Here is a 14,178-nt window from a genome sequence, read left to right on the forward strand (position 1 = left end):
GTTTTGCCATCGTTGACCGAAGTTTCAGCCTTTGTCCTGATGTGATGTGCATTAGGGTTTTCCCTAATTTTTTCTCGCAATTGCAGCGAAAAAACGCTATAAAAGAGCCTAGGTTAGACGTACAAAATTATGTGTGGCGTAGTGCTTTGAATCCTCTGCTATTCGGCTTTACTGCTACCCAAGGAGAATAAGAAATGCAGATTAAAGACAGTGTATTTGTAATCACCGGTGGTGGTCGTGGTTTAGGTCGTGCAATGGCTGAAAACCTGGCTGAGAAAGGCGGGAAGGTTGCATTGATCGACCTGAGCCAGGAAAGCCTGGACGAGGCTTGCGCAGCGTGTGCAGAACACGGTGTAGAGGCGCGTGGTTACGTTTGTAACATCACTGATGAATCTGCAGTTGAAAATACCTTTGCGCAGATTAAAGCTGATTTTGGTGAGATTAACGGTCTGGTTAACAATGCCGGCCTGATGCGTGATGGTATGCTGATTAAAGTGAAAGAGGGAGAGCTGCAGGCGAAAATGAGCCTGGAGCAGTTCCAGTCGGTGGTTGATGTGAACATGACCGGTACATTCCTGTGTGGCCGTGAAGCGGCTGCTGCGATGGCCGTTCAGGGCAAAGGTGGTGTCATTGTGAACATCTCCTCTGTTTCCCGTGCCGGTAATATGGGCCAGACAAACTACTCTGCGACTAAGTCCGCGGTAGCGACAATGGTAACTAGCTGGGCAGGTGAATTGGCGCGTCATAAGATCCGTGTAGGAGGTATCGCACCGGGTGTTATCGCAACGGAGATGACTGCACAGATGAAACCTGAAGCGATCGATCGTATGGTGTCTGCGGTTCCGCTACGTCGCCTGGGTGAAGTAGAAGAGATGGCGCATACCCTGCAGTACATCGTGGAGAATGATTTCTTTACGGGTCGTATCGTAGAGATGGACGGTGGTCTGCGTATCTGATCTTATTGATTCGGTTCTGTGAAAAAGCCCGCTGAGTGCGGGTTTTTTTGTGGCTGATTAGGAGGCCATAGGGGTTAGGATGCCGCTGTACAGCTAGAGAACACCATTCCATGGCTAGAGAAAAAACAGAAACTTGCTCTAGGTTTTAGCTTCGGCTTCCGACATAGATAAGACATAAGCTATTAACTCCCTATTCAGTTTTTTGCTGTATGTTTGACTGTAAATAACTAAAAGACATACTTCCGTATAAAGAAGGTGAAGAAATGAAAACGATTAAGGCGTTGCTTGTTTCACTAGCTGTTTCAGCATCATTCAATGTAACTCCAGTTCTAGCGGATTCACCATATAAGGCTGAAAAAGAAGCAAGAAAAGAGCAGATGAAAGATGAGCGTGAACGTGCAAAGCGTGAGCGTGAATTAGATCGGGAGGAACGTAAGCGCTCCGAAGAGCTGGAACGTGAACGACGCAAAGACCGAGCGGAAATGGAGCGAGAAGACCTAAAACATCGTCAGGAGATGGAACGGGAAGATAGGAAGCATCGTGAAGAAATGGAACGGGAACGTCGTAAGAATTCAGACTAGTTCCATAGTTGTCTTTTCAAGTATCAGTATAGGTGATTGTTGAAGGGCGCTTAATGGGCCCTTCGTTATGTCTGTTTCTGGTACATTTTTGCCCTTAGCTTTCCCTCTAGGCGCAGCCGTCCTCTACCCTATTATTCTCTTGGCAGGCGAGCCATAGAATAAAACTCAGGATTGGCCTGCATACCCATCACAATCGCCATGCGGTTAGATAAGCCGAAAAAGGCAGTAATGCCGCTGATATCTAAAATATCTTCATCATCATAGCCGTGCACTTTGAGTACATCGTAGTCAGCATGGCTAATCAGTTCCGGTGTGCGTGAGAGTTTCAGAGCAAATGCCAGCATCGCGTTTTGTTTCTCTGATAGCGGTGCGTGTAGGTAGTTAATCGCGATCTGATCAGCTAGCAGGGGCGCTTTTGAGAAAACGCGTAACAAAGCACCATGGGCAACAACACAATATTGGCAACCGTTGGCAGCACTTGTGGCTACGATAATCATCTCTTTTTCCGCAGGACTTAAGGTGCTGCCTTCTCTCTCCATGATGGCGTCATGGTAGGTAAAGAATGCTCTGAACTCAGCAGGTCTGTATGCCAGAGTTAAGAATACATTAGGTATGAATCCCGCTTTATCCTGAACCGCCAAAATACGATCACGGATATCTTCTGGTAATTGATCTAGTTGTGGAACTGGGTAACGACTAATTTCTGAATTATTCATGCATCCTCCGCACTTCACCTTAAGAGTTACTTTGGTTAGTCTAACAAGCTAAATCGCCACTATTCAGACAGAATGGTGCCAATTAACGAGCGAATTCTGACAAATGCATAAAGTATTAGGGGTTGCCTTTAATGGCTGTCAGGCTTCAGGCCTGGTGTCGCCATTTGATGTTTTTAATGTGATTAACACACTATGGAGGCAGCAAAGAGGAGGGGATGAGGATCTTTATCAGTGTCATTTGGTTGCGCTGAGCAACGATCCTGTTCGTTGCTCGAACGGTATCATCTTACAGCCTGACTTTTCACTCAATGATGCCCCTGAAGCTGATCTTATTTTGCTGCCGGGTATTCATCATGCGGATAGTCGTTCATTGATCTCCAATGTGAAAGCGTTGGATAAAATCGGGCGCTGGGTGAATAGCCGTATCGAGCAGGGGGAGGCAGTGGCGGCTAACTGTAGCGGTGTGCTTTTACTGGCAGAGCAAGGGGTTCTTGATAATCAGGAGGCGACGACGGCGTGGTGGTTAGCTGATCTGTTTCGCAAGCGTTACCCTCAAGTGAGGCATATATCAGATAAGCTATTGGTTAAGTCGGATCGGATCTGCACGACAGGTTCTATGAGTGCAAACTTGGGTGTCATGCTGCAGTTTGCAGAGGAACAGGTAGGACGACAGCTGTCCCAGAGTGCGGCCCGAACGATGTTATTGGATGCTTCACAGGTTCAGGCTTCCCCCTATATGTTCCTTCAGGACCAAAGCGAGCATCAGGATAGCTTGGTATTGGCGATTGAAAGCCAGCTACAGCGAGATATATCACAGAAGCTCAATGTAGAAACCTTAGCCAAGCATCATGCTGTCAGCGTCAGAACGCTGGCGCGCCGTTTTAAGCAGGCGAATGGTACGAGTATTAGTGATTATTTGTCTAAGCTGCGTCTCGAACACACGAAAATCCTTTTGGAAAGTACCAGCCTGTCGATTGAGAATATCGCAGAGAGAGTCGGATATAGTAGCCAGAGTTCGCTAAGGCGCTTGTTCCAATCAATGATGGGTGTCTCGCCTAAAGAGTATCGGCAGCAAATGTTACTTAAGAACCGCTAACCCGTACTCAGAGTAAACCTTTCAACGCATTGGCTAACCAGTTTAAAGCGGGGCCTATAGAGCGATCTTTGGCTAATACGGTTTCAACCGGTGGGCTCCACGGCTTGCTGTCAAAGCTGGGGGTGAGTTTATAAAGCCGGCCCGCTTGAATCTCTTCCTCCACCAGATGCTTAGGAAGGTAGGACCAGCCGATACCTGAGCGGACCATCTCCCTGATCGCAAGAAAGCTGTCTGCATAGATAATATGGGTGCTGAATTCAGGCACCAGATCCAGCCGCGTTCGCTCCTGCCCATGTAAGACGATCTGTCGGTGTGGAAACAGGTTGTGCAGGGTGATTTCAGTTGCTTCTCTCAGAGGATGTTCAGGGCTACAAACTGCATAAAAGGGCAGGTTGCCAATAAAGCACTGATTTATTTCTGCATCGAGTTCCTGATCGCAAAAGGTCATTCCCAGATCGGCTTTATCACGTTTTATCATCTGGATAATTGCGCTGGTTGAGGCAGAAATGATCTCCAACCGGGTGGCTGGGAACAGCTTGGCAAAGCAGTTCAGAATATCGCTGAGTCGGGGGCTAAGCAGGCCATCTTCGAGTGCAAGGCGAACCTGCAGCTCGTCACCCTGTTCTATTTTCCGCGCAGCGATCTCCAGCTCATTTACCTGCTGTAATACTGCCTGAGCATAGTAGAGTAGCCGTGTCCCTTCCGGCGTTAAGACAGGCTTCCTGCTACTGCGGTCGAACAGCTCTGCCCCCAGATCAATCTCAAGATTGGCAATGCCCTGACTGACCGCTGACTGTACCTTACCGAGCTTGCGGGCGGCCGCAGAGAATGAGCCCGCTTTAACGCACTCGGTAAACATCTTCAGGTGTTCCAGGTTATAACTCGGCATATCATTAAAAGTGATAGTAGCTAACTTTATTCATCAATATAGCTGATTAAAATAGCGGTTAACAGATGAAGGAGAGTGCTATGAGCTTTAAAGAACGTATTATCCATATGCTGCTTTTTGAGGTGATCGCGTTGGCTATTATTGTCCCCGTTGCGGTGTTGGCGACAGGTAGCGGTACCGGACAAATGACATTGCTAGCGGTGTTGCTGTCATTGTTGGCGATGTTTTGGAATTACGCTTATAACCTGATGTTTGACCGGATATTTGGCGAAGAACGGATCCAGCGTGGATTTAAGTTACGTATTGTCCATGGTGTGCTGTTTGAGCTGGGGATGATTCTGGTTTCCTTTCCATTGATCATGTGGATTTTGCAAATGGACTTCCTGACGGTCCTGATTATGGACCTGAGTGCGGTTGCTTTTTATCTGATCTACGCCATCGTTTTTAACTGGGGCTATGATCAGCTGCGGCATCGTTACTTTGTGGTGCAACCGGTTCTGGAAGAAAAAGGGGGCCACTAAGGCCCCGTATAAAAGCGTCGTTATCTGCACAACGACCGCTGATTTCATTGGCATGGAAGCAATGAAATGCTGGAGAAACCCTGGAAGTTTCATCGGCACTTACAGAATGCGCCAAAGCGCTGGGAAGGAGTATCAGGGATTGTCGATATTGTGTTGATCAGAAAGGTTGTTTAGGCATAAAAAAATCCGGAACCCCAATGTACAGGATCCCGGATTTGCAGGTTCTTTATAGAGTACGGCTTAGTCAGCCATTACATGTTTGGATAGTTTGGGCCACCCATACCCTCAGGGGTAACCCAGGTAATGTTCTGTGCTGGGTCTTTAATGTCACAGGTTTTACAGTGCAGACAGTTCTGAGAGTTGATCTGGAAGCGCTGGCCTCCGTTCTCTTCATCTTCTACCACTTCATATACGCCGGCTGGACAGTAGCGTTGTGCAGGTTCTGCAAACTTCACCAGATTCTGCTCAAGCGGGATGCTGGCATCTTTAAGTTTCAGGTGACAAGGCTGATCTTCTTCGTGGTTAGTATTCGACAGGAATACGGAAGACAGCTTATCAAAGCTCAACTTGCCGTCAGGCTTAGGATATTCAATTGGCTGGAAGTTGCTTGCTGGCTGAAGCTGCGCGTAATCTTCGTGATTATCGTGCAGGGTAACCGGAATCTTACCGCCAAAGATATTCTGATCGATATAGTTGAATGCACCACCCAGAATCGCGCCGAACTTATGCATCGCCGGGCCAAAGTTACGTGAACGGAACAGCTCGTCATGCAGCCAGGATTGCTCAAATAGTTCAGCATAGCGATCCAGATCCTTGCCGCCTTCGCAGCCAGAGGAGATCGCTTCGAAGATCGCTTCAGCACCGATCATTCCCGATTTCATTGCGGTGTGTGTGCCTTTGATCTTACTGAAGTTCAGGGTGCCGGCATTACAGCCAACAACCAGACCACCAGGGAAACTCATCTTAGGCAGAGAGTTAAAACCACCTTTGGTGATAGCGCGGGCGCCATAAGATACGCGTGTGCCACCATCCAGATGTTTCTTCAAAACCGGATGATGCTTCAGACGCTGGAATTCATCAAATGGGCTGATGTACGGGTTAGCATAGTTCAGGTCGACGATCAGACCGACCACGACCTGATTGTTGTCTGTATGGTACAGGAAGAAGCCACCACTGGTGCCTTTATCCAGAGGCCAGCCAGAGCCGTGCACAACCAAACCTGGTTTATGCTGTTCAGCAGGGATATCCCATAGCTCTTTAACACCGATACCATAATGCTGTGCATCGGCTTTAGTGTTCAGGTTAAAGTTCTGGATCAGTTCTTTACCCAGATGACCACGGCAACCTTCAGAGAAAACCGTGTATTTCGCATGCAGTTCCATACCTGGCATGTAGCTGTCTTTCTGCTCACCGTTCTCGGTCAGACCCATATCGCCGGTTGCGACACCTTTGACGCTGCCATCTTCGTTATAAAGCACTTCTGCTGCAGCAAAACCCGGGAAAATTTCAACTCCCAGTTCTTCAGCGCGTTCTGCTAACCAGCGGCTTACATTACCCAGGCTGACAATATAGTTGCCATTGTTGTGCATTGTTTTTGGCACAAAGGCATTAGGAATCTTGCTGCCGTTTTCTGGATCTTTTAACAGATAGACTTCATCTTCAGTCACGGCCGTTGTGAGTGGTGCGCCCTGTTCTTTCCAGTCCGGGAATAGTTCATCCAGCGCACGGCTTTCGATGACTGCTCCTGACAAGATGTGTGCACCGACTTCAGAACCTTTTTCTACGACACAGACAGTTAGCTCCTGCTCTTTTTCCTGAGCCAGCTGCATCAGGCGGCATGCCGTGGACAGGCCTGCTGGTCCTGCACCTACGATTACTACATCAAATTCCATCGACTCACGTGTCATTGTCGATCTCCCCTCATGCTCAGTTGGAGAATCTGCGCGCTATTGCTGTACTTGCGCGATTCTTATAGTTATTTGAACTATCCAGACTTACGGATGAGCTCATTGGTTATAAATCCATTATAAGGGTTTTCCCCAATAAGTGAATAGTTTTGTTATTTGCAGACTTCTATCTATATAAGAACGAAATTGTCAGTAAGGGATATTGCTTATTGGTCATAAATGAGTATGATTAGGGAAAATACTTATTCGGTATCAGGCCAATTGGTGCAAACTGAGCCTGATACTATAAAGCAAAACAGGACGTGATAGGCGTCCGTACAACTAGAACTAAAAGGTCTTTGCTGATGAAGGTACTCGTAACAGTTAAGCGTGTTATCGACTACAACGTCAAAGTACGTGTTAAGTCGGACAACACCGATGTAGATCTGGCCAATGTAAAAATGGCCCTGAACCCATTCTGTGAAATCGCGGTAGAAGAAGCGGTTCGTCTGAAAGAAGCAGGCACTGCCTCTGAAGTGGTTGTGGTGTCTATTGGCCCTAAAACTTGCCAGGAGCAGATTCGTACGGCGCTGGCTTTAGGTGCAGACCGTGGCATCCAGATCGAAACTGAAGATATGCCTGAGTCACTGAACGTTGCCAAACTGCTGGCAAAAGTGATCGATGAAGAGCAGCCAGGCCTAGTAATTATGGGTAAACAGGCGATCGATTCTGATAACAACCAGACCGGCCAGATGCTGGCTGCACTGACCGATATGCCTCAGGGTACCTTCGCGTCTGAAGTTAAGATTGATGGCGATAAAGTTAATGTGACGCGCGAAGTAGACGGTGGTCTGCAGACTGTTGCGCTGAACATGCCTGCGATCGTGACTACCGATCTGCGTCTGAACGAGCCACGTTATGCTTCTCTGCCTAACATCATGAAAGCGAAGCGTAAGCCGCTGGATGTTAAGACCCCTGCTGATCTGGGTGTTGAGCTGAAAGCTCACACTAAGCTATTGAAAGTTACCCCTCCTGCGGAACGTCAGGCGGGCATTATGGTGGCTAGCGTAGATGAGCTGGTCGACAAACTGAAAAACGAAGCGAAAGTACTTTAAGGGGGTATCGCATGGCTATTCTGGTAATTGCAGAACATGATAACAGCACCCTTAAAGGTGCTACTTTGAACGCCGTTACTGCGGCATCTCAGATGGGTGCTGATCTGCACCTGTTGGTTGCAGGCGCAGGTTGTGGTGCAGCAGCAGAAGCCGCTGCACAGGTTGCAGGCGTTGCTAAAGTACTGGTTGCTGATAATGCAGCGTACGAGCATCAGCTTGCAGAAAACATGGGCAAGCTGGTGGCTGAACTGGCAAAAGACTACAGCCACATTGTTTCTCCAGCGACCACCACAGGTAAGAACTTTATGCCTCGCGTTGCAGCACTGCTGGACGTGGCGCAGCTCTCTGATATTACAGCGGTTGAATCTGAAAATACTTTCCAGCGTCCAATCTACGCAGGCAACGCAATTGCGACAGTGGAATCAATGGATGCGGTTAAAGTGATTACTGTACGTGGCACAGCATTTGATGCCGCTGCTGCAGAAGGTGGTTCAGCAGCCGTTGAAACGGTTGACGCTGCTCACGATGCAGGCATCTCCAGCTTTGTTGGTGAAGAGATGGCTCAGTCTGATCGTCCAGAACTGACCGCTGCGGATGTGATCATCTCAGGTGGCCGTGGTATGGGTAACGGTGAAAACTTTGCGCTGCTGGAAAAAGTAGCTGACAAGCTGGGAGCTGCGGTAGGCGCTTCCCGTGCTGCGGTTGATGCCGGCTTTGTACCAAACGACATGCAGGTAGGCCAGACAGGTAAAATTGTTGCCCCTGAGCTGTACATCGCTGTGGGTATCTCCGGTGCGATTCAGCATCTGGCAGGTATGAAAGACTCCAAGATTATTGTAGCAATCAACAAAGATGAAGAAGCGCCGATTTTCTCGGTTGCTGATTACGGTCTGGTTGCTGATCTGTTCGAAGCGGTACCTGAGCTAGAACAGAAGATCTAAGCACCGAAGGCGAGTCAGTCTTGCTTGAGCTGGCTCTCTTTCACTCTGGAAAGGCTTGTTTTGGATTTGCGTCCGATAGACATGATGCCTTTATTCTTTGCCGGTACCCCGCGTACCGGCTTTTTTATGTCTAATCACTATCGCTCTCTAATACTTCTGTATAAAAACTAGCAATATCAGATAGTTAAATTTAAATAAAAATAAGCTATCAAAATCGTAGCTATAATTAATTTTATTTAAAGATCTCTCCCTCCTAGTATGACTCCTGTAACGCAAACACAGCACAGCTACAGGAGCTAAGCATGTCTAATTCACTGATTAACACTGAAGTAAAACCTTACAACGCAAGCGCTTTTCACAACGGCGAATTTATCGATGTGTCTGAGGCTGATCTGAAAGGAAAGTGGTCGGTATTTTTCTTCTACCCTGCAGATTTCACCTTTGTATGTCCGACGGAGCTGGGTGACCTGGCTGACTATTATCCACAGCTTCAGGAGATGGGTGTTGAAGTGTACTCGGTATCAACAGATACGCACTTCACCCATAAAGCATGGCATGACACTTCTGACACTATTCAGAAGATTAACTTCCCAATGATTGGTGATCCAACAGGCCTGATTACTCGAAACTTTGAGGTGATGATTGAAGAAGCAGGACTGGCCGAACGTGGCACTTTTGTGATCGATCCAGAAGGCAAGATCCAGATTATTGAGATCAATGCTGGTGGTATTGGCCGTGATGCAGGTGAGTTGGTTCGTAAGATCAAAGCGGCTCAGTATGTTGCTGCACACCCTGGTGAAGTATGCCCGGCTAAATGGAAAGAGGGTGAAGAAACACTGGCACCATCATTGGATCTGGTTGGCAAAATCTAAACCGATCGCTAGCCAGACCACAGAGGCTGCTTCGGCAGCCTTACTAACTTACTCATTCAGGAGCCAGCATTTTTGCGGGCTATGCAGAGGTACTTATATGCTTGATGCCAACGTAAAAAAACAGTTAGACGCATACCTTCAGAATATAGTGACGCCGGTAGAAGTGACTGTATCTCTTAATGATAGTGAAAAGTCTACGCAACTTGAACAATTGGCCAAAGAGATTGCTGAGCTATCCGACAAGGTCTCTTTAATTCATGGTCCTGTTGCTTCAGGAAGAGTGCCTGCCATGGCGGTCGCACCTGCGAGTGAAGCGCCCAGGGTAGAATTTGCCGGTATCCCAATGGGCCACGAGTTTACTTCTCTGGTGTTAGCGCTGTTGCAAGCAGGTGGTCACCCGGCGAAAGAGGAAGCCGCGCTGCTCGAGCAGATTAAACGACTGGATAATCCGTTGAAGGTGGAGACCTATATATCGCTCTCTTGTCAGAACTGCCCAGAGGTTGTGCAGGCGTTCAATCTGATGGCGGTTCTAAATCCTAATATTCAGCACAGCATGATTGACGGTGCTTTGTTTCAGGATGAGATTGAATCACGCAAAGTGATGGCGGTGCCTGCCGTGTATGTGAATGGCGAATTATTTGGTCAGGGCCGCATGAGCTTAACCGAGATTGTGGATAAGCTGGATAGTGGCTCAGCTGAGGATAAAGTCGCGGAACTGAATGATAAAGAACTTTACGATGTACTGGTCGTGGGCGGTGGTCCTGCGGGAGCTTCCGCAGCGATTTATGCTGCACGTAAAGGGATTCGGACCGGGATCGTTGCGGAACGATTTGGTGGTCAGGTACTTGATACGATGGCGATTGAAAACTTTATCTCAGTGCAGGCAACTGAGGGTCCCAAACTGGTCGCGAACCTGGAACAACATGTGCTGAACTATGACGTGGAATTGGTACAGAACCAGCGAGCCGCGCAGATAAAGCGTAATGAGCTGATCGAGATTGAGCTTGAGAGTGGCGCTGTACTTAAAAGCCGTTCCGTTATTTTATCCACAGGGGCGCGCTGGAGAGAGATGAATGTTCCCGGCGAGCAAGCATATAAAGGTCGCGGCGTCGCGTACTGCCCTCACTGTGATGGACCGCTGTTTAAAGGTAAATCAGTAGCGGTTATCGGTGGGGGTAACTCCGGTATTGAAGCTGCCATTGATCTGGCTGGTATTGTTGAACATGTCACTGTACTGGAATTTGCCGACAGCTTACGCGCGGACGAAGTGTTGCAACGTAAAGCCCGATCGTTACCCAACGTTAAGATCATTATGAACGCGATGACGACTGAAGTTATTGGCGATGGAGAGCGAGTAACGGGGCTCGAATATCAGGATCGAAGCAGTGGCGACCAGCATACTCTGGCGTTGGCAGGGGTCTTTGTACAGATCGGCTTGATTCCGAATACCGAATGGCTGGAAGGCTCTATGGAGCTTAGCCAACAGGGTGAAGTAGTGATTAATGAGCGTGGTGAAACGTCCCTGCCAGGCGTCTTTGCTGCGGGTGATATGACCACCGTACCTTACAAGCAGATTATCATCGCGATGGGTGCGGGTTCTACAGCAGCCCTCAGCGCATTTGACTATCTGATCAGAGAATCTGTAGAGGAAGAAGCGGCGTAAGCGGCTTCAGGAGGCGACTACTATGTTAAAAGTAAAAGATATTATACGCCGACGTATCACAGCGCTGACGCCTGAGATGGGCTTAAAAGAGGCTGTGGATAAAATTACAGAGGCTGGGGTACTGGGTTTACCTGTAGTGGATGAGCATGGTGAACTCCAGGGCTTCGTGTCAGAGCAGGACTGCTTAACCAGGCTGTTAACCGAGAGTTATCACTGCGATAGCCATATAACTGTAGCGGATATTATGCGAAAAAATCCGCTGCATCTGTCTGAAGATCTGACTGTCTTTTCTGCAGCGCAGCTTATGGGCTCGGGCAAACCAAAAGTGTTTCCCATTACCAGAGAAGGCAAATTTGTTGGCATTTTAACCCGTGGGCATGTTGTTCAGGCGCTTGCGGAGTCGCTGGAAGCTTGTAAGGCATTCTGAGGGTAAACCAGAGAAAGGCAGATATTCTATCTGCCTTTCTTGTTCTAACAGCCGCTATTGTCGGTGCTTTCGTTGATACAACATTCCTCTTTAAGAAAACCGATCAACCCATCCAGCTCTTCATACTGAGGAATGCAGTAAAGCGTTCTGCCTTCACGTCTTTGTACCACGAGTCCGACATTGATTAATCGACTGATATGGTGCGAGAGTGTAGAGCCCGGTATATCTAAAGATGTTTGGATCTCTCCGACAGGAACTCCCTGATGTCCGCCCCGGACAAGATGACGAAAAATCCTTAAGCGTGTTTCGTGACCTAGTTCAGCCAGGCGTTTTGCGGCAATTTCGAGCTGCATACTTTCATCCAAAGCGTTAAATATATTTCCATAATAATGGAAATTATTTGACCGCGCTAATCCGTTTATGTTTATATTTCTATAAATATGGAAATATAGGCCGTTCACTCTCCGTTGATACGCCTATTTTTTTGAGTTTATATTTCGATAAATGTGGAAATAACTATGAAACAGATACCTGAAACTGAGCCATCTGTATTTCTAACGCCTGATCTAAAAGTGATGTTGGCGGATAGCGCGGCTATGTTTGTACAGCTGTTCGTCGAGCTTACGGTGCTCTTTATAGTGATCAGTTATGTGGTTGCGTTAATTAATCAACGCCTTCCTGCTGAGAAAATTCAACGTTTGCTCGGGGCAAGAAAAGGGCGTGGCTACCTACTTGCAGCGGGGTTGGGGGCGGTAACTCCTTTCTGTAGTTGTTCAACTATCCCGATGCTCATTGGTTTGCTCAAGGCGAGGGCTGGGTTTGGCCCGACGATGACATTTCTCTTTACATCGCCACTGCTCAACCCGATCGTCATCGCTTTGTTTATCCCTGTACTGGGTCTGGAAGTCACCCTTTGGTACGCAGGCTTGGCGCTCGTGGCATCGATACTGGCTGGGATCTTGTTAAGCCATTTTGGTTTTGAACGCTATATCAAACAGGAGATGCTGGGCCTTTCCGCGTCAGGTTGTAGCACCGGGTGTGGTGAACCTGAGTCGGAAGCAAGTCGTTGCTGCACTAAAGAGACGCAGGAACCGAGTATGTGGCACAAAGCATGGCTGGAAAGCTGGGGGCTGTTCCGCTCAATGCTTCCCTATATGGTTCTGGCCATGCTCATTGGGGCTTTTGTGCATGGGTTTGTTCCTGCGGATTTCTTTGCCCAGGTTGCCAGTGCGGATCATCCGGCGGCAGTACCTGTCGCAGCACTCATTGGCATTCCCCTGTATATCAGGGTGACTGCTTTGCTGCCATTGATTGGCTCCTTTACGGCTAAGGGCGTCAGCCTGGGAGCGATAATCGCTTTGGTGATAGGCAGCGGGGGAGCGAGTTTGCCTGAAGTTATTCTATTGAAAAGGTTGTTCTACTGGCCGCTGCTGCTGGCTTTTTTGAGTGTGATTTTCAGTATGGCGGTCATTGGTGGGTTCGCCTTTAACCATCTACTTTTCTAGGGTTAGTGTGGGCAATTGAGGGCGGAGTTTGTTACTTCGCCCAGCTTTTTATGATCTCTATTTCTTGCTCAGGAATCCCCAGAGATTGAAGAAAATCAGTATGCGCTTCAGGCAGTTTCCGCTCAAATTCAATATGCCATTGGCGCATGTCAGCTTCATCCATTCCGCTGGCTTCTAACATCTCAACCCATTGCGCTTTATTCACCAGTCGGGTTGATGGCAGAAGCGTGGTTTGGCCTAACAAGTTAACGATCTGTTGCTGTTGCGAGCGCAACTGACAGATTTCGTGGTTAATCTGTTCAAGGCGTTGCTCAAGAAACAGCCCAGCAGAGCTGTTATTTTGCTGTAAAAGCTGTTTTATCGCCTCCAGGCTAAGCCCTGCGGCCCGAAACTGGTTGATCTGTTCGAGCTTTACCTTATCTTGCTCGCTGTAGAGGCGATAGTTTGAGCTGCTGCGGCAGGAGGGCTTTAGCAAGTCGATTTTGTCGTAGTAGATCAGTGAAGAGCGAGACAGGTTCATCTGTTTTGCGAGTTGGCTGATGGTATACATGGCTTGCTCTTAATCGTGATGTTAAATAGCGAGAAGGTCTGGAGCGAGTATCTGGGTGCGGGCCATCTCGGTTTGTAACAGTGTAGCGCTGAAGTGCTGGTTCAGAACAGCTGCTGAGTCTTCGATCAGATCTGTATTGTGTGTGATGAAGCTTTGCCAGTTGGAAGATGCCTGCTGCTCAATTCGCTTTGCCATAATGCGGACTAGCCCTGAAGTCACCGTAAAATGGAACTTGTCTGTTGCGCCTAAACTTTCGGCATAACGTTTAATACCAAAGCAGACTTTCTGCTCAGCTGTTTCAAGATCATATTGTTGAAGATATAGCCATGCCAGGCGTATATGGCCTTTATGATCGAAGTATTCCGGCTTAAGTGTCAGGGTTTCAAATTCCTGAATAAAAACATCATCGTGGATCTGCATAAGGGCACCTTCAATATTGTCTGGGGGATACAATTTAAGG

General features: G+C 48.0%; 16 protein-coding genes. 10 read left to right on the top strand and 6 right to left on the bottom strand.

Annotated elements, in window-relative coordinates:
* Positions 1 to 194: 194 nt before the first annotated feature.
* Both MED92_RS11425 and MED92_RS18595 read left to right on the top strand, forming a co-directional pair.
* Entirely contained in the window at positions 195 to 956 is a 762-nt protein-coding gene (locus tag MED92_RS11425; RefSeq protein ID WP_007021702.1) for an SDR family oxidoreductase, read from the top strand.
* 263 nt (positions 957 to 1,219) lie between these two features.
* Positions 1,220 to 1,537 carry a hypothetical protein gene (locus MED92_RS18595; RefSeq protein WP_007021703.1) on the top strand — a complete coding sequence of 106 codons (318 nt, stop codon included), beginning with the start codon at positions 1,220 to 1,222 and terminating at the stop codon, positions 1,535 to 1,537.
* A 131-nt stretch (positions 1,538 to 1,668) separates the two neighbouring features.
* On the opposite strand, the gene MED92_RS11435 is transcribed toward MED92_RS18595, so the two are convergent.
* On the bottom strand, positions 1,669 to 2,253 hold the full coding sequence (locus tag MED92_RS11435) for a peroxidase-related enzyme (protein ID WP_007021704.1): 585 nt from the start codon (positions 2,251 to 2,253) through the stop codon (positions 1,669 to 1,671).
* Positions 2,254 to 2,356: 103 nt separating this feature from the next.
* On the opposite strand from MED92_RS11435, the gene MED92_RS11440 reads away from it, so the two are divergent.
* Complete coding sequence (locus MED92_RS11440) at positions 2,357 to 3,349, top strand: GlxA family transcriptional regulator (protein WP_007021705.1); 993 nt, start codon at positions 2,357 to 2,359, stop codon at positions 3,347 to 3,349.
* Between the two features lie 7 nt (positions 3,350 to 3,356).
* Here the strand turns inward: MED92_RS11440 and MED92_RS11445 are convergent, their stop codons facing one another.
* Positions 3,357 to 4,238 carry a LysR family transcriptional regulator gene (locus MED92_RS11445; RefSeq protein WP_007021706.1) on the bottom strand — a complete coding sequence of 294 codons (882 nt, stop codon included), beginning with the start codon at positions 4,236 to 4,238 and terminating at the stop codon, positions 3,357 to 3,359.
* 80 nt (positions 4,239 to 4,318) lie between these two features.
* On the opposite strand from MED92_RS11445, the gene MED92_RS11450 reads away from it, so the two are divergent.
* Entirely contained in the window at positions 4,319 to 4,759 is a 441-nt protein-coding gene (locus tag MED92_RS11450) for a PACE efflux transporter (RefSeq protein ID WP_007021707.1), read from the top strand.
* Between the two features lie 251 nt (positions 4,760 to 5,010).
* Here the strand turns inward: MED92_RS11450 and MED92_RS11455 are convergent, their stop codons facing one another.
* On the bottom strand, positions 5,011 to 6,666 hold the full coding sequence (locus MED92_RS11455) for an electron transfer flavoprotein-ubiquinone oxidoreductase (RefSeq protein WP_007021708.1): 1,656 nt from the start codon (positions 6,664 to 6,666) through the stop codon (positions 5,011 to 5,013).
* A 344-nt stretch (positions 6,667 to 7,010) separates the two neighbouring features.
* On the opposite strand from MED92_RS11455, the gene MED92_RS11460 reads away from it, so the two are divergent.
* The 5 genes from MED92_RS11460 to MED92_RS11480 all read left to right on the top strand — a co-directional run bounded on the left by MED92_RS11460 (position 7,011) and on the right by MED92_RS11480 (position 11,663).
* Positions 7,011 to 7,760 (top strand): electron transfer flavoprotein subunit beta/FixA family protein, encoded by a 750-nt coding sequence (locus MED92_RS11460; RefSeq protein WP_007021709.1) that lies wholly within the window; start codon positions 7,011 to 7,013, stop codon positions 7,758 to 7,760.
* An 11-nt stretch (positions 7,761 to 7,771) separates the two neighbouring features.
* Positions 7,772 to 8,701 carry an electron transfer flavoprotein subunit alpha/FixB family protein gene (locus MED92_RS11465; protein WP_007021710.1) on the top strand — a complete coding sequence of 310 codons (930 nt, stop codon included), beginning with the start codon at positions 7,772 to 7,774 and terminating at the stop codon, positions 8,699 to 8,701.
* A gap of 314 nt (positions 8,702 to 9,015) precedes the next feature.
* Complete coding sequence (gene ahpC / locus MED92_RS11470) at positions 9,016 to 9,573, top strand: alkyl hydroperoxide reductase subunit C (RefSeq protein WP_474662386.1); 558 nt, start codon at positions 9,016 to 9,018, stop codon at positions 9,571 to 9,573.
* Positions 9,574 to 9,670: 97 nt separating this feature from the next.
* Positions 9,671 to 11,236 carry an alkyl hydroperoxide reductase subunit F gene (gene ahpF / locus MED92_RS11475; protein WP_007021712.1) on the top strand — a complete coding sequence of 522 codons (1,566 nt, stop codon included), beginning with the start codon at positions 9,671 to 9,673 and terminating at the stop codon, positions 11,234 to 11,236.
* A 22-nt stretch (positions 11,237 to 11,258) separates the two neighbouring features.
* Complete coding sequence (locus MED92_RS11480) at positions 11,259 to 11,663, top strand: CBS domain-containing protein (RefSeq protein WP_007021713.1); 405 nt, start codon at positions 11,259 to 11,261, stop codon at positions 11,661 to 11,663.
* 44 nt (positions 11,664 to 11,707) lie between these two features.
* Here the strand turns inward: MED92_RS11480 and MED92_RS11485 are convergent, their stop codons facing one another.
* On the bottom strand, positions 11,708 to 12,016 hold the full coding sequence (locus MED92_RS11485; protein ID WP_007021714.1) for an ArsR/SmtB family transcription factor: 309 nt from the start codon (positions 12,014 to 12,016) through the stop codon (positions 11,708 to 11,710).
* A 165-nt stretch (positions 12,017 to 12,181) separates the two neighbouring features.
* On the opposite strand from MED92_RS11485, the gene MED92_RS11490 reads away from it, so the two are divergent.
* Positions 12,182 to 13,168, top strand: coding sequence for a permease (locus MED92_RS11490; RefSeq protein WP_007021715.1), 987 nt, complete (start codon positions 12,182 to 12,184; stop codon positions 13,166 to 13,168).
* Between the two features lie 31 nt (positions 13,169 to 13,199).
* On the opposite strand, the gene MED92_RS11495 is transcribed toward MED92_RS11490, so the two are convergent.
* Both MED92_RS11495 and MED92_RS11500 read right to left on the bottom strand, forming a co-directional pair.
* Positions 13,200 to 13,718 carry a MerR family transcriptional regulator gene (locus MED92_RS11495; RefSeq protein ID WP_007021716.1) on the bottom strand — a complete coding sequence of 173 codons (519 nt, stop codon included), beginning with the start codon at positions 13,716 to 13,718 and terminating at the stop codon, positions 13,200 to 13,202.
* A gap of 21 nt (positions 13,719 to 13,739) precedes the next feature.
* Complete coding sequence (locus MED92_RS11500; RefSeq protein WP_007021717.1) at positions 13,740 to 14,138, bottom strand: hypothetical protein; 399 nt, start codon at positions 14,136 to 14,138, stop codon at positions 13,740 to 13,742.
* Between the last annotated feature and the right edge of the window lie 40 nt (positions 14,139 to 14,178).

Source organism: Neptuniibacter caesariensis (assembly GCF_000153345.1).
Classification (GTDB): Bacteria; Pseudomonadota; Gammaproteobacteria; order Pseudomonadales; family Balneatricaceae; genus Neptuniibacter; species Neptuniibacter caesariensis.